Genomic DNA, 16,905 nt, shown 5'->3' on the forward strand with positions numbered 1-16,905 from the left:
ATCGGGTAGAGCTACAGTACCAATCTCAATGTATAGAACTGTCATCCCCGCGTAAGTTTGCTCAGCCAGATGTAACGCCGAATGGGAAATATGACATTTTACTCAACGCACCACGAACAGGCGCGACTCAAAACCGCCGCTCTTGAAGGTAGCGGTGTTGACCCAACCCGGCGGCGAACGGCCGAAGTCCTGGTTGAAATCGCCGCCGCTGACCAGCCAAATCCGGCGATGGCCTTTCGATAAGGCGCTGAGCTTATCGACGTAGGTCTGCGCCGCCCGATCGTGGAAAAAGGTACCGAAACCATAGGCATTGGGCTTACCCGAGATGCCGTTGGGCCTGGCCGGCGTGTACAGCAAGGCGCGATAACCCTTCTTGTTGTAATACACATAACTCAGGTAGTTGAACATGTTGCTGACCACCACCGCATCGTTGAGCTGATAGTGGCTGTTGATGTAGTGCACCATCACCTTGAACTCATCTTTCTCGACCGGGTAATCGTTACGCACACCGCAACCGAACAACAAACTGAAGAACAGCAGCAAAGAGATCCCGCGCACTCGGCTTTTCGTTCTGGCGATCAGCACACCCAACACCAACGGGATGCCGAGCGCGGCCGAATAGAGGTAGCGATCGACAAACAGCGGCGAGCGCCAGGAAATGGCGAAGACCAGCGTCACCGGGATCAGAATCCCGCCAAGCAACAACAGAGAGAATGTTCTCGGCGTCTCCCGCCGCCACAGCAGCAATGAACACAACGCGACAAACATCGCCGGCAACAGCCAGAGAATGGCCATGGGATAGTTGCTGCCATCATGCCCAGTGAGAAAACGCCAATACATCGCGGGCAGATCGCCCCAGGAAACCCGAGGGATCCAACCGACGTCGCCGCCGACCCGCAGTTCGGCGATATGCGCCAGCAGATTGAACAGCGCCAGCAGCCAGGGAATGTAGGCCATCCCGATCGCCGCATTGGCCAACCACCACGCCGGCCGTTTGATGTAACGTTCGCCTTCGCGGCGGCACGACAGCGCCAGCAGCACCATCCAGTGAGCGATCAGCGTGAAAATCGTGAAGTAATGGGTATAAAAGCTTAGCGTCATCACTAACGCATACAGCGCCAGATAACGGCGGTTATCCGGCGTTTTCAGCCACTTCGCCAACGCCATGGCGGCGGCGATCGCCAGCAGCCCCATCAGCGCATACATGCGCGCCTCCTGGCTGTAGCGCACCGCCATCGGCATGATCGCCATCAGCCATCCCGCGATCAGCGCCGCCCGCTCATTGGCCAGCCAACGGGTAAAGCGCATCGCCAGCGCCACCGTCATCACGCCGAACACCAGACTCAGCGAGCGGGCCGCCAGAATGCCGTCGCCAAACAGCGCCATCCAGCCATGCAGCAGCAGGTAATAAAACGGCGGGTGAACATCGAAGGAAGCGTGATAGAGCAAAGCGCCCACATCGTAACGGCTGGTCAGCACGCTGGAGGCTTCATCGCACCAAAAATACCTGTCCGTTAAGGAAATAGACCGTACGAGCGCCGAAAACGCCACGATCGCCAACGCATAATGTTTGTAACCGATGCCCTTTAAGCCGTTGTTGCTCAAAGAAACATTCGATGCCTGCTGCAGTGACATAACCGCATTCCGCCCAAAAGAACCACACAATGTGGAGACGCAGCGTCATCATTGCCGACGGCGGGTAAATGGCGGGTAAATCAGTGCGAAAAATTCGGCGCAGTCCCCTTCAGGGCGCACGGCCCTCAGCGAATTTCAACGCTGATATCCGGGTAGGCCTTCTCGCCGTCGCTGAGGTAATGCCCCAGTGCCCGATATGCCATAACGTACAGCACGGCGGCGGCGCACAGGCACAGCAAGGTCACGAGCAGGAATCTGGATTTGCGCACGATAGGCTCCATGGGGAAATTTTCACCTATTGTAGCGTGACAAACTAAACGAAGGTTCAATGCCGCTTGCCGTTTCCTGTGACCGCGTTCGGTGCCTGGCAAAGACCCGTCACTTAAACCCCACTGTCCCCGCAGTGAACAGTAACCAGCCGCCCGTCCTCTTTATGAACAAAAAGAGAAAAGTGAATTGCCCGCCGGTCCCTTTTTCCACCGATGCGCCCTCTCTACTATTTATTGGCCCTATCCAGCCGCTTAACACTCAGTTGGCTGACCTCACTCCCGTCTTAGGCACGAGTGATTCGGGATAGCAGCGTGCTTCACCGACGCTTTTACGACACATTAAAGGAGTTGCGACAATGGCTGTAAAATTTCCTTATGCCGGTCAATCTTTTACCATCAAGATGGACAATGGTCTCGAAGTTAAAAACGCCTACCATGCCAGTGAAAACACCATTACCGTTGAGTTTCTAAACGGAGAACTTCGCGGAACCATTATGAATGTGCCTTTCCAGTGGCGTTCATTGGCTGACGGCTATTTCATGATTTCCTGGCAAGAGTCCGATAAAAATACCGTTGTTCACTGCGATAATTTCGAAAAAAACATTTCTTATGCTTACTACACAACGATGAGTGGAGATTTTTACGTAATGGAAGGGAAAATGATTTAATTTACTTCAGCGCCTTTAATCCTTTACGCATATTAATTGCCGCTCTATCAAATAGCCTATCCTTTAGCGTGGCCATTTTTATGACTTTCTCATATCGCTCCCACATGACGCAAAAAACAGCGGCATACGTGGGCAAGCAAATTGCTTCAGACCGGTGTGCCACTTTCGGTACTGCAAGAAATGGGCGACTGGGAGAGCATAGGAATGGTACAGCGATACGCTCACCTTGCACACTGAGCATGCGAGGCAAATTGATGCGATTTTCGAAGGTTTAGTCCCAAATCTGTCCTATGATGAAATTGGAAAGACGGGATGAAATGCGTAACTCATTGATACTTAATGGCACGCCCTATAGGATTCGAACCTATGACCTACGGCTTAGAAGGCCGTTGCTCTATCCAACTGAGCTAAGGGCGCATTGAGATGCGGCAACCTGCGGCTGCGGGTTGGGATTATACGGTCAGAGGTTAGCGAGTCAATGCCTTTTCATGACGTTACGACGGCGGCCGTGCTTTATGGCGTTTTTTCCGCCAGCGCCCGCGCGGCGAGGGTTCTCGTCAACCGGCGCCGTTATGCTGAACCAGGCCAACGCCTACGTAAATCGGCGTGCGCTCAGCCTCTTGCCGCCCACCGCCCCGCCGCAGACAAAGGCGCGTAGACTGCACCACTGCGGCAATGTCCCCCCAATCGGCATGCTCAATCACCCGTGTGTTGCAAGTCGCCGTCACGCTTTCAACCCATGCGGCGTCAGGGCGCGCGCTGTTTAAAGAAGCCTGGCTCCATGGCGCCCAAAGCAGCCATAGCGTGCAGCCTACCCATGCGCAGCCGTTCATGCGCACAGCTTCCGCCACAGCGCGCTCAGGCGTACCCGCCACGACGGCGCCGCTTCGCGCCGGCCGAGCTGATGCAACGCTGTCAGCTGCGCGCCGTCCGCCGGGTGCAGCGAAGAATCGAACACCGTTTCGCCAACGTGCTTAGGCTGCGCCGGTTGCTGATCAGGCTGATGATGCAACGGATAAAGCCGGGTTATCGCTCTCATGATCCTGCCCTCTTTCGCCCTGTGTATGGCCCCAGCGTATGCAAATGCCGGTAAAAATGGCGTAGAGGTTCCTGAAGTCGGCATAAAAAAAGCGTAAATCGGTCTCGCTAACGGCGGCGAGGGTGATTCTGCGCCTGACAGCGCGCTCAGCTTCTGACAGAATAGCGGCATCCCCGCTTTTCTTAATTGATGGATTTCCACACTGATGTCAGCAAAGATTATTGATGGTAAAACGATTGCGCAGCAGGTTAGAAACGAAGTGGCTGAGCAAGTGAAACAACGTCTGGCGGCCGGCAAGCGCGCCCCAGGGCTGGCGGTTGTGCTGGTCGGCGAGAATCCGGCTTCGCAAATTTACGTCGCCAGCAAGCGCCGCGCCTGCGATGAAGTCGGCTTCCTCTCCCGCTCCTACGACCTGCCCGCTGCCACCAGTGAAGCCGAGCTGTTGGCGTTGATCGACCAGCTGAACGCCGACGCGGAAATCGACGGCATTCTGGTGCAGCTGCCGCTGCCGGCCGGCATCGATAACGTCAAGGTGCTGGAGCGCATCCATCCGGACAAAGACGTCGACGGCTTCCACCCCTACAACGTCGGTCGCCTGTGCCAACGCGCACCCAAGCTGCGCCCGTGCACGCCGCGCGGCATCGTCACCCTGCTGGAGCGTTATAACATCGATACCTACGGCCTGAATGCCGTGGTGGTCGGCGCGTCCAACATCGTCGGTCGCCCGATGAGCATGGAGCTGCTGCTGGCCGGCTGCACCACCACCGTCACCCACCGCTTCACCAAGAATCTGCGTCATCACGTCGAGAACGCCGATCTGCTGGTGGTGGCGGTCGGCAAACCGGGCTTCATTCCGGGCGACTGGATCAAACCGGGCGCCATCGTAGTGGACGTCGGCATCAACCGCCTGGAAAGCGGTAAAGTGGTCGGCGATGTCGATTTCGACGCCGCCAGCGAGCGCGCTGCCTACATCACCCCGGTGCCGGGTGGCGTTGGCCCGATGACCGTTGCTACACTGATCCAAAATACCTTGCAGGCCTGCGAGGAATATCACGACGTTCAACCTAAATAAGTAAGGCAGTATGGAAATTTTCAATCTGGACAATCATCCCCACGTCGAACTGTGCGATCTGCTGAAGTTCCAGGGCTGGTGTGAAAGCGGCGGCGCCGCCAAAGAAGTCATCGCCGAAGGGCTGGTGAAAGTCGACGGCAAGGTCGAAACCCGCAAGCGCTGCAAGATCGTCGCCGATCAGGTGGTGGAGTTCAACGGCGGCAAGGTCATGGTTAAACCCTAACCCGCAGCCATAGAAAAAGGCGCTGAATTCAGCGCCTTTTTTGTTTCCTTCTGCCGGCTTACTTACGGCGCCAGGTGGTGCCCTGCGGGCCGTCTTCCAGCACGATGTTAATCTCGTTCAACCGATCGCGAGCGGCGTCCGCCAGCGCCCAGTCCTTGGCGGCGCGCGCTTCGTTACGCTGTTTGATCAGCGCTTCAATCTCCGCCACTTCGCCGTCGTCAACCTGTGCGCCCCCTTGCAGGAACTGCTCCGGCTCCTGCTGCAGCAGGCCGAGCACTTTCGCCAGCTTGCGCAGTTCCGCCGCCATGCCGTTGGCCGCCGCCATGTCTTCGCTCTTCAGGCGGTTAACCTCACGGGCCAGATCGAACAGCGCCGAGTAGGCTTCCGGAGTGTTGAAGTCGTCGTCCATCGCTTCGCGGAAGCGGGCTTCGAACGCTTCGCCGCCGGCCGGCACGGCATCGGCGTCGGTGCCACGCAGCGCGGTATAGAGGCGCTCCAGCGCGGTGCGCGCCTGCTTGAGGTTCTCTTCGCTGTAGTTCAGCTGGCTGCGATAGTGGCCGGACATCAGGAAGTAACGCACCGTCTCCGCATCGTAATGGCCGAGCACGTCGCGGATGGTGAAGAAGTTATCGAGCGATTTGGACATCTTCTCTTTGTCGATCATCACCATGCCGGAGTGCATCCAGTAATTGACGTACGGGCCATCGTGGGCGCAGCTCGACTGCGCGATCTCGTTCTCGTGGTGCGGGAACATCAGATCGGAACCGCCGCCGTGGATGTCGAAGTGGGTGCCCAGCTGTTTGCAGTTCATGGCGGAGCATTCGATGTGCCAGCCCGGACGGCCCGGCCCCCACGGCGACTGCCAGCTCGGCTCGCCCGGCTTGGACATTTTCCACAGCACGAAGTCCATCGGGTTGCGCTTCACGTCGTCGATCTCCACGCGCGCGCCGGCCTGCAGCTGATCCAGATCCTGACGCGACAGCAGGCCGTATTGCGGATCGCTGTCGATGGAGAACATCACGTCGCCGTTGCTGGCCACGTAAGCGTGATCGCGATCGATAAGACGCTGCGTGATCTCGATGATCTCGGCGATGTGCTGGGTCGCGCGCGGCTCTTGATCCGGACGATCGATCAGCAGCGCGTCGAAGTCGGCGTGCATTTCCGCCAGCATGCGTTCGGTCAGTTGGTCGCAAGTCTCATGATTTTCCGCCGCGCGGCGAATGATTTTGTCGTCTACGTCGGTGACGTTGCGCACGTAGTTCAGCGAATAGCCGAGATAGCGCAGATAACGCGCCACCACGTCGAAAGCGACAAAGGTACGACCGTGGCCGATGTGACACAGGTCATAGATGGTTACCCCGCACACGTACATGCCCACTTTCCCGGCATGAATGGGTTTGAATTCCTCTTTTTGACGACTCAGGGTATTAAAAATCTTTAGCATCGGGAGATTCCGTGGTGTGCGTGATAACAAAAAAGATAACCGGGCTTCAGGTTTTACGCCCGGTAGCGTATTGAAACCTGAAGCCTGATCTATTGCAAGGTTAAGGCCAAGCTTTGCTGATTTCACGCGAAGAAAACGCGTAAAATCCGGCCGCCGGCATAATTGTTATAATATAACAATAAAGCAATTACCACAGACAGTGCGCGGTTGACCCGCTGCTGACTCGCCGGGGCGGATATGTTATAAGGGCGGTCTGAATGTTCACTCGCTTTACGTGGCGTCTCACTTCATCTTGTTAGGATTAAAACTATGGTTACTTTCCACACCAATCACGGCGATATCGTCATCAAGACCTTTGCTGACAAAGCGCCGGTTACCGTTGAAAACTTCCTGAACTACTGCCGCGCCGGTTTCTACGACAACACCATCTTCCACCGTGTGATCAACGGCTTCATGATCCAGGGCGGCGGTTTCGAGCCGGGCATGAACCAGAAAGCGACCAATGCGGCTATCAAGAACGAAGCCAACAACGGTCTGAAAAACACCATCGGCACCCTGGCAATGGCGCGTACCAACGATCCGCACTCCGCCACCGCACAGTTCTTCATCAACGTGGCTGACAACGACTTCCTGAACTTCCGCGGCGAAAACGTGCAGGGCTGGGGCTACTGCGTGTTCGCTGAAGTGGTTGAAGGCATGGACGTGGTCAACAAGATCAAAGGCGTGAAAACCGGCCGCAGCGGCATGCACCAGGACGTACCGGTAGAAGACGTCGTCATCAACAGCGTGACCGTCAGCGAGTAATCGCAGCTGCATGAGTACGCTGTTCATCGCAGATCTGCACTTGTGCGCACAGGAACCGGCAATCACTGCCGGTTTTCTGCGTTTTTTACGGCGCGAAGCGATGCACGCCGACGCGCTGTACATCCTCGGCGACCTGTTTGAGGCCTGGATCGGCGACGACGATCCCGAGCCGCTGCACGCGGAGATCGCCGCGGCGCTGAAAGCGCTGCAACAGGCCGGCGTGCCCTGCTATTTCATCCACGGCAACCGCGATTTTCTGCTCGGCAAGCGCTTCGCCCGCGCCAGCGGCATGCAGCTGCTGCCGGAAGAAAAAGTGCTGGAGCTGTACGGCCGCAGGATCCTGATCCTGCACGGCGACACCCTGTGCACCGACGATCAAGCCTATCAGCAATTTCGCCGTAAAGTGCACAACCCGCTGATTCAAAAACTGTTCCTCGCGATGCCGCTGCGCTGGCGACTGAAAATCGCCGCCAAGATGCGCGCCCGCAGCCAGCAATCCAACCAGTACAAGTCGGACGCCATCATGGACGTCAACCCGCAGGCGGTCGAACAAACCATGCTGCGCCACGACGTGCACTGGATGATCCACGGCCATACCCATCGCCCGGCGGTGCACCGGCTGGCGCTGAGCAATGGCGAAGCCCATCGCGCGGTGCTGGGCGCCTGGCACGTCGAAGGATCGATGATCAAAGTCAGCGCCGACGCCGTCGAGCTGATCTCATTCCCATTCTGAATTCCGCACTGGCGCGAGAGTGAAAATTCGCGCTTTCGACGGTGAAAACCGGCGACGCAACCGTTTTCCTCGCCGTGCGCTCATGGTATGCTCTACGCCCTCATTCGGCCCTCAGCCGACGCCAGACAAATCACAGGAGCCTTACACCCATGGGAGCCAACGCCGCTTCAGCCGCCAATACCGGGGCGAAAATCGCAATTGTAATGGGATCGAAAAGTGACTGGGCCACCATGCAGTTCGCTGCCGAAGTCCTGACCCAGCTCGACGTCCCCTTCCATGTCGAAGTCGTTTCCGCTCACCGCACGCCGGACAAGCTGTTCAGCTTCGCCGAGCAGGCTGCCGCCAACGGCTTTGACGTGATCATCGCCGGCGCCGGCGGTGCGGCGCATCTGCCGGGCATGCTGGCGGCGAAAACCCTGGTGCCGGTGTTGGGCGTGCCGGTGCAAAGCGCCGCGCTGAGCGGCGTGGACAGCCTCTACTCCATCGTGCAGATGCCGCGCGGCATTCCGGTGGGCACGCTGGCGATCGGCAAAGCCGGCGCCGCCAACGCCGGGTTGCTGGCGATGCAGATCCTGGCGCTGCACGACGCCGCGCTGGCGCAGCGTTTGGCGGACTGGCGTCAGGCGCAGACCGAAGACGTCTTGAACCACCCCGACCCGCGGGAGGACGCATGAAGCCGGTTTGCGTACTGGGCAACGGCCAACTGGGGCGCATGCTGCGCCAGGCCGGCGAACCGCTGGGCATCGCCGTCTACCCTGTCGGCATCGATGCCGAACCTGAAGCGGTGCCGTATCAGAACAGCGTCATTACCGCCGAGATAGAACGCTGGCCGGAAACCGCGCTGACGCGCGAGCTGGCGACCCACAGCGCCTTCGTCAACCGCGACATCTTCCCGCGTCTGGCGGATCGCCTGACGCAAAAACAGCTGCTCGACCAGCTCGGCCTGGCGACCGCGCCGTGGCAGCTGCTGGCGAGCGCCGCCGAATGGCCGCAGGTATTCGCTGCGCTGGGCGAACTGGCGATCGTCAAACGCCGGGTCGGCGGCTATGACGGCCGCGGCCAGTGGCGCTTGCGTCCGGGCCAGGAAGCCGAACTGCCGGCCGACGCCTATGGCGAGTGCATCGTCGAGCAAGGCATCAATTTCTCCGGCGAAGTGTCGCTGGTGGGCGCGCGCGGCCACGACGGCCGTTCGGTATTCTACCCGCTGACCCATAACCTGCATGAAGACGGCATCCTGCGCGCCAGCGTGGCGCTGCCGCAGCCCAATCCAGCGCTGCAGCAACAGGCCGAGCAGATGCTGGCGGCGATCCTGAACGAGCTGAACTATGTCGGCGTGATGGCGATGGAGTGCTTTATCGTCGGCGATCGGCTGCTGATCAACGAACTGGCGCCGCGCGTGCACAACAGCGGCCACTGGACGCAAAACGGCGCCTCCATCAGCCAGTTCGAGCTGCACCTGCGCGCCATCCTCGGCCTGCCGCTGCCGCAGCCGGTGGTGAGCACGCCGTCGGTGATGGTCAACCTGATCGGCACCGCCGTCAACGAACAGTGGCTGTCGCTGCCGCTGGTGCATCTGCACTGGTATGAGAAAGAGGTGCGCCCGGGCCGCAAGGTCGGCCACCTCAATCTGAACGACCCGAGCGCCGCCGATCTGCGCCAGGCGCTGCAGGCGCTGGCGCCGCTGCTGCCGGGCGAATACCAAAGCGGGCTGGGCTGGGCGCAGCAGAAGCTGGCCTAAGGCTCACGCCGCCGAAAGTAAAAGGGGTTAGCCCAAGGCTAACCCCTTTTTTATGACGACAATTTTAAACCGCTGCGCTTAATCAGAAAAAATATTCTTATTTTTCCTTAGCATACTTCTTATCATCAGATTCACACCCAAAAAACCGCTGATGCCATATCCAAGCGCTGTGACGATATGATTGCGCAAGAAAGGGTAATTAAGGGTCAGATCGTTAGCGATAAGAATCGAAAACCACGGCAACAATGCAACCAGCAATATGCCCGTTCCGTTAAAGAATCCCGCTGAAGCAAGGCCACGCTGCCAACGTCCGAGACGTTCGCGCAAAGGCAAATTTTTTAATTCCGGGATACTTTTAAGTGACCAGTAGATTTTCATTCCCTTCGTTCCTGGTGGTAACCCGCAGATCACACATTATAAAACACGAAAATAATACAGTTTAAAGACGACGCCTCTCTTTTCTGCCAAGCCGGGTGCTTATCACATCCGGCGTTATAAATAGCCGCATCAACCCTCATAACTGCGGAACAGCGCCTTGCCGCGCAGCAGGCGCACGCCCAGCCAGCCGCCGCACAGCGACAGCAGCAGCGCGCTGGCCAGCGGCAGCGCCCACCACAGCACCGGCGTCGGCGTCCACGGGAAGTCAAACACCCGGCTCTGCAGCAGCCACAGCGCCGCCTCGGCGCCCACCGCCGCCGCGATGCCCGCCACCAGCCCCAGCAAAGCAAACTCGCACCACAGCGTGCGGCGCAGCAGCCGTTTACCGGCACCCAGCGTGCGATAGACCACCAGCTCCTGCCGCCGCTGACGCATGCCGACCTGCACCTGCGCCAGCAGCAGCAGGCCGCCGCACAGCACCACCAGCACCACCATCACCTCCAGCGCGCGGCTGACCTGTTGCAGCACGCCGCCGACCTGTTTCAGGATCGCGCCGATGTCCAGCAGGCTGAGCGTCGGGAACTGGCGATTGAGCTGAGTCAGCATCTGGCCGTCGCCGTCGTAGCGAAAGCTGGTGAGCCAGGTCTGCGGCTGGTCGTCCAGCGCGCCCGGCGGGAAGATAAAGTAAAAGTTCGGCTTCAGACTTTCCCAATCCACCTGGCGCAGGCTGGTGACTTTGGCGCTGAACGCCTGGGTATCGCCGCTGAAGGTCAGCGTATCGCCCAGCGTGATCTTCAGCCGCCCGGCGATGCCTTCATCCATCGAAACCTCACCGGTTTTCGGCGGCCAATTGCCCGCCACCAGCGGATTGTGATCCGGCAGATCGGCCAACCAGGTCAGGTTCAGCTCGCGGTTCACCGCCTCGCCGCCCGGATCGTCTTCATGCACCCGCTCGGTCGCCAGCTGCTGGTTTATCTCGGTCAGGCGCACCCGGACGATCGGATAATAGGTTTCCGGCTTGATCTGGTGCTGCTGCAGGAAGGCTTTCACCTGCGGCACCTGTGCCTCGGTCATGTTGAGCAGGAAATAGTTCGGACTGTCCGGCGGCAGCTGTTGCTGCCAGCGTTCGAGCAGATCGCCGCGCAACACCAACAGCAGCGCCAGCAGCATGAACGACAGCGAAAACGCCGCCAGTTGGCTGATGGTCACCCAGGGCTGGTGCAGCAGGCGGTTGACCGCCAGCCGCAGCGCCAGGCTCTTGAGCGTGATGCGGCGCAGCAACAGCAGGCTGCCCCAGCCGATGCCGCCCAGCAGCAGCGCCAGCACCGCCATGCCAGCCAGGATCGCCCACAGCAGCGTGCTGGCCCCCATCAGCGCCACCAACAGCGCCACCACGATCGCCGCCGTCACCGGCAGGAAGTAGCGCAGCGGCCAGACGTTGGCCGTCACGTCGCGGCGCAGCACCCGCAGCGGCTGGGTGGCCAGCAGCTGGCGATACGGCCGCAGCCCGACCAGCAGCGAGATCAGCACCAGCGCGCCGAGCGCCCACAGCCACGGCCAGGCGCCGGCGGCAGGCAACGCAGCCGGTAATACCGGCTTCAGCAGGCGGATCAGCAACGCTTCAAACGCCAGCCCGATCGCCCCGCCGCACGCCGCCGCCAGCGCCATCACCGCCAGCCACTGGCCGACGATCAATTTACGCAGCGCGCCACGCCCGGCGCCGAGGGTTTTCAGCACCGCGATCAGATCGTAACGGCTGCGGCAATAGTGGCTCATCGCCACCGCCACGGCGGCGATCGACAACAGCAGCGTCAGCAGAGCCGACAGCAGCAGGAACTGTTGGGATCGCTGCAGCGACTTGCCGAGCGCGCTGCCGGACTCCTGCAGCCCGAACCAGCGCTGATCCGGCGTCAACTGCGGCGCCAGCCGTTCCTCGTAACGCTGAATATCCGGCTCGGCGCCGGCGAACATGTAGCGGTAGGTCAGGCGGCTGCCCGGCTGCACCGCACCGGTCTTCTCGACGTCCGCCAGGTTGATCATGATGCGCGGCGCGGTCTGGAATGGATTGAAGCCGGCGTCCGGCTCCTGAATGATTTCACCGGCGATACGCAGCGTAGTGTCGCCCACCTCCAGCGAATCCCCCACTTTCACGTTCAGCAGCGCCAGCAAACGCGGCGCCACCAGCACGCTACCCGGTTCGGGCTTGATGTTGGCCGGGCGCGTTTCCAGCTTGCCGTACAGCGGATAGGTCAGATCGGTGGCTTTCACGTCCGCCAGCTGCGGCCGCTCGCCGGCATAGGTCATAGTGGTGAACGACAGCTGGCGGCTCACCTTCAGCCCCTGCTGCTGCGCGTCCAATAGCCAGCCTTCCGGCACCGGATGCGCGCTGCGCAGCACCCGATCGCCGGCGATAAAATCGCGGCTCTGCTGGCTGAGCCCTTTGTCCATGCGATCGCTGATGCTGCCCAGCGCCAGCACGCAGGCGACAGAGAGCGTCAGCGCCAGCCACACGATCAGCAGCGACGGCGAGCGCCATTCGCGCCAGAACCAGCGCCAGATCATGCTTCCTCCCACAGCTTGCCTTCACGCAGCCGCAACCGCCGCTGGCAGCGCGCCGCCAGGGTTTCGTCATGGGTCACCAGGATCAGGGTGGTGTCAAAATCGCGGTTGAGAGAGAACAGCAGGTCGGCGATGCGATCGCCGGTCTGACGATCGAGGTTGCCGGTCGGTTCATCGGCGAACAGCACCCGCGGCCGGCCGCTGAAGGCGCGCGCCAGCGCCACGCGCTGCTGCTCGCCGCCGGACAGCTGCGCCGGCAGGTGATCGAGACGTTTGCCCAGTCCCAGCTGTTCCAGTAACTGCACCGCCTGCTCGCGACTCTGCCTGTCGCTCTCGCCGCGCAGCAGCGCCGGCAGTTGCACGTTCTCCAGCGCGTTCAGCGTCGGCACCAACATGAACGACTGAAACACGAAACCGACGTTCCTGGCGCGCAGCGCGGCGCGGCCTTCTTCGTCCAACGCGGTCAGCGACTCGCCGAGCAAACGCACCTCGCCCTCGCTGCCGTCGTCCAGCCCGGCCAAAATGCCCAGCAAGGTCGATTTCCCCGATCCGGATTCGCCGATCAGGGCGATCGTCTGCGCGGGTTTGACAAGCAGCTCGACTCCGGTAAGGATGGTGAGCTGATGCTCACCCTGACCAACGTGTTTACTAAGATGATGAACTTCAAGAACGTTTTCCGCTGGCATCTTCCCTTCCTTTTGCTGTTGGGATTATTCAGTTTACGCGCTGCCGCCGCCGATACCTTATTGATTTTGGGCGACAGTTTAAGCGCCGGCTACCGCCTGCCGATCGAGCGGGCCTGGCCGACGCTGTTGGCCGAACAGTGGCAGAAAAAACCGGGCGCGCCGCAGCTGGTCAACGCCAGCATCAGCGGCGACACCGCCGCGCAGGGGCTGGCGCGTCTGCCCGCGCTGCTGAAACAGCATCAGCCGCGCTGGGTGCTGATCGAGCTGGGCGCCAACGACGGCCTGCGCGGCTTCCCGGCGCAGGACGTACAGCGCGATCTCGGCCAAATCATCACGCGGGTGCAGCAGGCCGGCGCGCAGCCGCTGCTGATGCAGATCCGCATCCCGCCGAACTACGGCCGCCGCTACACCGAGGCGTTCAGCGCCGTCTACCCGGCGCTGGCCAAGCAGTTCAACATTCCGCTGCTGCCGTTCTATATGGAACAGGTGGTGGTGAAGCCGGAATGGATGCAGGATGACGGATTGCACCCCAATGGGGACGCTCAGCCGTTTATCGCCACCTGGATGGCGGAGCGCCTGGAACCGCTAGTAAAGCATGAGTCTCACTAAATTAGGGTCGTACACTAGGTAAAGTTATGCAAAAAGCGGTATTGATAACCGGCTGTTCCAGCGGGATTGGATTGATTGCGGCGCAGGATCTGCGCAACCGCGGCTACCGGGTGCTGGCCGCCTGCCGTAAGCCGCAGGACGTGGAAAACATGCGCCAGCTGGGGCTGGAAGGCATTGAGCTGGATCTGGACGACAGCGCCAGCGTCGAGCGCGCCGCCGCCGAGGTGATCGCGCTGACCGACGGCCGCCTGTACGGCCTGTTCAATAACGGGGGGTTCGGCGTTTACGGCCCGCTTAGCCGCATTTCGCGCCGCCAGCTGGAGCGGCAGTTCGCCACCAACCTGTTCGGCACCCACCAACTGACCCAGCTGCTGTTGCCGGCGATGTTGCCGCACGGCGAAGGGCGCATCATTCAGACCAGCTCGGTGATGGGGCTGGTCTCCAGCGCCGGGCGCGGCGCCTACGCCGCCAGCAAGTTCGCGCTGGAAGCCTGGTCGGACGCGCTGCGCATGGAGCTGCACGGCAGCGGCATTCAGGTCAGCCTGATCGAACCGGGGCCGATCGCCACCCACTTTAGCCAGAACGTCAACCAGGCGCAGAGCGACAAACCGGTGCACAATCCCGGCATCGCCAAGCGCCTGACGCTGCCGCCGGAGGCCATTCTGCCCAAACTGCGCCACGCGCTGGAAAGCCCGCGCGCCAAACTGCGCTATCCGGTCACCCTGCTGGCGCACGCGATGAGCGTGCTGCGCCGCATTTTGCCGGGCCGCTGTCTGGATTGGCTGCTGCGCAGCAACGCTTAATTCGCCCGACGGGGTTGAAGAATGGCGGCGCGCCCCCATCTACACCCCATGGCTCCGCACGATCAGAGAGAAAAAAGATGCTAGCTCAAGCTGTTGTTGATATTAACGAAACTAACCTGCACCAGACGCTGGAACAGTCGATGTCCATTCCGGTGCTGTTCTACTTCTGGTCCGAGCGCAGCCAACACTGCCTGCAGCTCACGCCGGTGCTGGACAAGCTGGCGGCGGAATACGCCGGTCAGTTCATTCTGGCCAAGGTGGACTGCGACGCCGAACAGATGATCGCCTCCCAATTCGGGCTGCGTTCCATTCCGACGGTCTACCTGTTTAAAGACGGCCAACCGGTCGACGGCTTCCAGGGCCCGCAGCCGGAAGAAGCGATCCGCGACTTGCTGCAGCGTTTCCTGCCGAAGGAAGAAGATCTGAAACTGGCGCAGGCGCAAGAATTGCTGGCCGCCGGCAACGCCGCCGAAGCGCTGCCGCTGCTGAAAGACGCCTGGCAGAGCAGCCAGCAGCGCAGCGACATCGGCCTGACGCTGGCCGAAACGCAGATCGCCCTCAGCCGCAGCGAAGATGCCGAAGCGGTGCTGGCGACCATCCCGTTGCAGGATCGTGATACGCGCTATCAAGGCCTGGTGGCGCAGATTGAACTGTTGAAACAGGCGGCGGACACGCCGGAAATCCAACAGCTGCAACAGCAGGTGCAGCAGCAGCCGGACAACGTCGAGCTGGCGGTGCAGCTGGCGCTGCAGCTGCATCAGGTCGGGCGTAACGAAGAAGCGCTGGAACTGCTGATGGGGCATCTGAAGAAGGATCTGGCCGCCGCCAACGGCAACGCGCGCAAGACGCTGATGGACATTCTGGCCGCACTCGGCACCGGCGACGCGCTGGCCGCTAAATATCGCCGCCAGCTGTACTCACTGCTGTACTGATACTCGTCATGCTTGAAGCTGCATCCAGGCGGCAAAGGTGAGAAGCCCTGGGAGCTTAGATAACTAAGCGACCAGGGCTCGAACGTGCAGTCAGCTTGAAATATGGCGGGGATATCAGCGATAGACCCGCACCCCGCCCTCCACGCCCGCCGGGCTGAACAACACCTGCCACAGCTGAATGTTGCGCGAACGGAACGCGCCGGCGCAGGCGTTCAGGTAATAAGTGAACATGCGCTCGAAGCGCTCGGAATAACCGCCCGCCAATTCCGGCCACGCCCGTTTGAAATTCTCCAGCCAGGCCATCAGCGTGCGATCGTAATCGGCGCCGAAGTTGTGCCAATCCTCCATCACGAAACGCCCTTCGCTGGCCTCGGCGATATGCCGCACCGAAGGCAGGCAGCCGTTGGGGAAGATGTATTTGTCTATCCAGGCATCGACGTTAAGGTCGGTTTGATTGGAACCGATGGTGTGCAGCAAAAACAGGCCGTCCGGCTTCAGGTTGCGTGCCGCGACGCTGAAATAGGTCTCGTAGTTTTTCGGCCCGACGTGCTCGAACATGCCGACCGACACGATGCGATCGAACTGACGATCCAGATCGCGGTAATCCTGCAGCAAGATCTCGACGTCCAGCCCTGCGCAGCGTGCCTGCGCCAGCTTCTGCTGCTCGGCCGAAATGGTCACGCCGTGCACCGCGACGCCGTAGTTTTGCGCCGCAAACTGCGCCAGCCCGCCCCAGCCGCAGCCGATATCCAGCAGCGTCATGCCCGGTTTCAGCTGCAGCTTCTCGCAGATCATCCGCAGCTTGGCCTGCTGCGCCTGCTCCAGCGTCTGCGCCTCTTTCCAGTAGCCGCAGGAGTATTGCATGTAAGGATCGAGCATCGCCCGGAACAGGTCGTTGCCGATGTCGTAATGCTCTTTGCCCACCTGCCAGGCGCGCTTGCGCGATTGGCGGTTGAACAGCCGGGCATAGGCGATGCGCGCGATGTCGCTCAGGCTTTTCGGCAGGCGCTCATCGACGCCGGCCTGCAGAATGCGGGTAAACAGCATGTCCAGCCGTTCGCATTCCCACCAGCCGTCCATATAGCTCTCGCCGAAGCCGAGCGAGCCTTCCTGCAAAATGCGTTTGAACAGGGCCGGGTTGTGCACCCGAATATCCCAGGCGCGCGGGCCGTTGATGGCGACGCCGGCTTCGGCCAGCATCTCCTCTACAATGCGATACCAGCGGTCTTTCTTCTGGGCGAGTTCATCAACACTGAGCGAATCCATAACAATCCTTGGCCGAAATGTCATTTCAAAAAGCATAGTCGCAAATA

Annotated in this window: 18 protein-coding genes, 1 tRNA gene and 1 pseudogene; 11 read left to right on the forward strand and 9 right to left on the reverse strand. The window is 60.5% G+C overall.

Annotated elements, in window-relative coordinates:
• Positions 1 to 102: 102 nt before the first annotated feature.
• Entirely contained in the window at positions 103 to 1,635 is a 1,533-nt protein-coding gene (locus ACJ8KE_RS12355) for a glycosyltransferase family 39 protein (protein ID WP_016928794.1), read from the reverse strand.
• Positions 1,636 to 1,760: 125 nt separating this feature from the next.
• Positions 1,761 to 1,904, reverse strand: a complete 144-nt coding sequence (locus ACJ8KE_RS12360) for a hypothetical protein (protein ID WP_016928795.1) — start codon at positions 1,902 to 1,904, stop codon at positions 1,761 to 1,763.
• Between the two features lie 356 nt (positions 1,905 to 2,260).
• Between ACJ8KE_RS12360 and ACJ8KE_RS12365 the strand changes: the two genes are divergently transcribed.
• Both ACJ8KE_RS12365 and ACJ8KE_RS12370 read left to right on the forward strand, forming a co-directional pair.
• Positions 2,261 to 2,572 (forward strand): MoaF-related domain-containing protein, encoded by a 312-nt coding sequence (locus tag ACJ8KE_RS12365; protein WP_016928796.1) that lies wholly within the window; start codon positions 2,261 to 2,263, stop codon positions 2,570 to 2,572.
• 120 nt (positions 2,573 to 2,692) lie between these two features.
• Positions 2,693 to 2,888: pseudogene (locus ACJ8KE_RS12370) on the forward strand (tyrosine-type recombinase/integrase); the annotation flags it as partial.
• Between the two features lie 24 nt (positions 2,889 to 2,912).
• On the opposite strand, the gene ACJ8KE_RS12375 reads toward ACJ8KE_RS12370, so the two are convergent.
• A tRNA-Arg gene (locus ACJ8KE_RS12375) sits at positions 2,913 to 2,989 on the reverse strand.
• Between the two features lie 412 nt (positions 2,990 to 3,401).
• Positions 3,402 to 3,611 (reverse strand): hypothetical protein, encoded by a 210-nt coding sequence (locus ACJ8KE_RS12380; RefSeq protein WP_028128232.1) that lies wholly within the window; start codon positions 3,609 to 3,611, stop codon positions 3,402 to 3,404.
• Between the two features lie 205 nt (positions 3,612 to 3,816).
• Here ACJ8KE_RS12380 and folD point away from each other — a divergent pair, with 205 nt between their 5' ends.
• Positions 3,817 to 4,683, forward strand: coding sequence for a bifunctional methylenetetrahydrofolate dehydrogenase/methenyltetrahydrofolate cyclohydrolase FolD (gene folD / locus ACJ8KE_RS12385; protein WP_016928798.1), 867 nt, complete (start codon positions 3,817 to 3,819; stop codon positions 4,681 to 4,683).
• Between the two features lie 10 nt (positions 4,684 to 4,693).
• Positions 4,694 to 4,906, forward strand: a complete 213-nt coding sequence (gene ybcJ, locus ACJ8KE_RS12390) for a ribosome-associated protein YbcJ (protein WP_015376914.1) — start codon at positions 4,694 to 4,696, stop codon at positions 4,904 to 4,906.
• Between the two features lie 58 nt (positions 4,907 to 4,964).
• Here the strand turns inward: ybcJ and cysS are convergent, their stop codons facing one another.
• Positions 4,965 to 6,350, reverse strand: coding sequence for a cysteine--tRNA ligase (gene cysS, locus ACJ8KE_RS12395; protein ID WP_261420015.1), 1,386 nt, complete (start codon positions 6,348 to 6,350; stop codon positions 4,965 to 4,967).
• A gap of 309 nt (positions 6,351 to 6,659) precedes the next feature.
• On the opposite strand from cysS, the gene ppiB reads away from it, so the two are divergent.
• The 4 genes from ppiB (at position 6,660) to purK (ending at position 9,625) form a co-directional block, all read left to right on the forward strand.
• Positions 6,660 to 7,154 (forward strand): peptidylprolyl isomerase B, encoded by a 495-nt coding sequence (gene ppiB / locus ACJ8KE_RS12400; RefSeq protein WP_016928800.1) that lies wholly within the window; start codon positions 6,660 to 6,662, stop codon positions 7,152 to 7,154.
• Between the two features lie 10 nt (positions 7,155 to 7,164).
• Complete coding sequence (locus ACJ8KE_RS12405; RefSeq protein ID WP_016928801.1) at positions 7,165 to 7,887, forward strand: UDP-2,3-diacylglucosamine diphosphatase; 723 nt, start codon at positions 7,165 to 7,167, stop codon at positions 7,885 to 7,887.
• 149 nt (positions 7,888 to 8,036) lie between these two features.
• Entirely contained in the window at positions 8,037 to 8,561 is a 525-nt protein-coding gene (gene purE / locus ACJ8KE_RS12410; protein ID WP_016928802.1) for a 5-(carboxyamino)imidazole ribonucleotide mutase, read from the forward strand.
• Positions 8,558 to 9,625 (forward strand): 5-(carboxyamino)imidazole ribonucleotide synthase, encoded by a 1,068-nt coding sequence (gene purK, locus ACJ8KE_RS12415; RefSeq protein WP_442517250.1) that lies wholly within the window; start codon positions 8,558 to 8,560, stop codon positions 9,623 to 9,625. The genes purE and purK overlap by 4 nt, the downstream gene beginning before the upstream one ends.
• Positions 9,626 to 9,703: 78 nt before the next feature.
• Here the strand turns inward: purK and ACJ8KE_RS12420 are convergent, their stop codons facing one another.
• From ACJ8KE_RS12420 to ybbA, 3 genes are all read right to left on the reverse strand, one after another.
• Positions 9,704 to 10,003 (reverse strand): hypothetical protein, encoded by a 300-nt coding sequence (locus ACJ8KE_RS12420; protein WP_016928804.1) that lies wholly within the window; start codon positions 10,001 to 10,003, stop codon positions 9,704 to 9,706.
• A gap of 129 nt (positions 10,004 to 10,132) precedes the next feature.
• On the reverse strand, positions 10,133 to 12,565 hold the full coding sequence (gene ybbP / locus ACJ8KE_RS12425) for a putative ABC transporter permease subunit YbbP (RefSeq protein ID WP_016928805.1): 2,433 nt from the start codon (positions 12,563 to 12,565) through the stop codon (positions 10,133 to 10,135).
• Positions 12,562 to 13,248, reverse strand: a complete 687-nt coding sequence (gene ybbA / locus ACJ8KE_RS12430) for a putative ABC transporter ATP-binding protein YbbA (RefSeq protein WP_004940192.1) — start codon at positions 13,246 to 13,248, stop codon at positions 12,562 to 12,564. Before ybbA ends, ybbP begins: the two co-directional genes overlap by 4 nt.
• Between ybbA and tesA the strand changes: the two genes are divergently transcribed.
• The 3 genes from tesA to ACJ8KE_RS12445 all read left to right on the forward strand — a co-directional run bounded on the left by tesA (position 13,219) and on the right by ACJ8KE_RS12445 (position 15,592).
• On the forward strand, positions 13,219 to 13,857 hold the full coding sequence (gene tesA / locus ACJ8KE_RS12435) for a multifunctional acyl-CoA thioesterase I/protease I/lysophospholipase L1 (RefSeq protein ID WP_161545168.1): 639 nt from the start codon (positions 13,219 to 13,221) through the stop codon (positions 13,855 to 13,857). The genes ybbA and tesA overlap by 30 nt on opposite strands.
• A gap of 26 nt (positions 13,858 to 13,883) precedes the next feature.
• Positions 13,884 to 14,660, forward strand: coding sequence for an SDR family oxidoreductase (locus ACJ8KE_RS12440; protein ID WP_097102630.1), 777 nt, complete (start codon positions 13,884 to 13,886; stop codon positions 14,658 to 14,660).
• A gap of 77 nt (positions 14,661 to 14,737) precedes the next feature.
• Positions 14,738 to 15,592: a co-chaperone YbbN gene (locus ACJ8KE_RS12445; protein WP_025160052.1), complete on the forward strand. Its 855-nt coding sequence runs from the start codon at positions 14,738 to 14,740 to the stop codon at positions 15,590 to 15,592.
• Positions 15,593 to 15,706: 114 nt separating this feature from the next.
• Here the strand turns inward: ACJ8KE_RS12445 and cfa are convergent, their stop codons facing one another.
• On the reverse strand, positions 15,707 to 16,858 hold the full coding sequence (gene cfa, locus ACJ8KE_RS12450; protein WP_048795093.1) for a cyclopropane fatty acyl phospholipid synthase: 1,152 nt from the start codon (positions 16,856 to 16,858) through the stop codon (positions 15,707 to 15,709).
• Positions 16,859 to 16,905: the final 47 nt, after the last annotated feature.

The organism is Serratia sp. CY56464, assembly GCF_052168435.1.
In the GTDB taxonomy this organism is placed as follows: domain Bacteria; phylum Pseudomonadota; class Gammaproteobacteria; order Enterobacterales; family Enterobacteriaceae; genus Serratia; species Serratia marcescens.

Coding starts and splice junctions, on each gene's coding strand:
- ybbP (WP_016928805.1), bottom strand. CDS start 12,565: ATGATCTGGCGCTGGTTCTGGCGCGAATGGCGCTCGCCGTCGCTGCTG.
- ppiB (WP_016928800.1), top strand. CDS start 6,660: ATGGTTACTTTCCACACCAATCACGGCGATATCGTCATCAAGACCTTT.
- ACJ8KE_RS12445 (WP_025160052.1), top strand. CDS start 14,738: ATGCTAGCTCAAGCTGTTGTTGATATTAACGAAACTAACCTGCACCAG.
- ybcJ (WP_015376914.1), top strand. CDS start 4,694: ATGGAAATTTTCAATCTGGACAATCATCCCCACGTCGAACTGTGCGAT.
- ACJ8KE_RS12365 (WP_016928796.1), top strand. CDS start 2,261: ATGGCTGTAAAATTTCCTTATGCCGGTCAATCTTTTACCATCAAGATG.
- ybbA (WP_004940192.1), bottom strand. CDS start 13,248: ATGCCAGCGGAAAACGTTCTTGAAGTTCATCATCTTAGTAAACACGTT.
- folD (WP_016928798.1), top strand. CDS start 3,817: ATGTCAGCAAAGATTATTGATGGTAAAACGATTGCGCAGCAGGTTAGA.
- ACJ8KE_RS12380 (WP_028128232.1), bottom strand. CDS start 3,611: ATGAGAGCGATAACCCGGCTTTATCCGTTGCATCATCAGCCTGATCAG.
- cysS (WP_261420015.1), bottom strand. CDS start 6,350: ATGCTAAAGATTTTTAATACCCTGAGTCGTCAAAAAGAGGAATTCAAA.
- ACJ8KE_RS12355 (WP_016928794.1), bottom strand. CDS start 1,635: ATGTCACTGCAGCAGGCATCGAATGTTTCTTTGAGCAACAACGGCTTA.
- ACJ8KE_RS12405 (WP_016928801.1), top strand. CDS start 7,165: ATGAGTACGCTGTTCATCGCAGATCTGCACTTGTGCGCACAGGAACCG.
- ACJ8KE_RS12440 (WP_097102630.1), top strand. CDS start 13,884: ATGCAAAAAGCGGTATTGATAACCGGCTGTTCCAGCGGGATTGGATTG.
- purE (WP_016928802.1), top strand. CDS start 8,037: ATGGGAGCCAACGCCGCTTCAGCCGCCAATACCGGGGCGAAAATCGCA.
- cfa (WP_048795093.1), bottom strand. CDS start 16,858: ATGGATTCGCTCAGTGTTGATGAACTCGCCCAGAAGAAAGACCGCTGG.
- tesA (WP_161545168.1), top strand. CDS start 13,219: ATGAACTTCAAGAACGTTTTCCGCTGGCATCTTCCCTTCCTTTTGCTG.
- purK (WP_442517250.1), top strand. CDS start 8,558: ATGAAGCCGGTTTGCGTACTGGGCAACGGCCAACTGGGGCGCATGCTG.
- ACJ8KE_RS12420 (WP_016928804.1), bottom strand. CDS start 10,003: ATGAAAATCTACTGGTCACTTAAAAGTATCCCGGAATTAAAAAATTTG.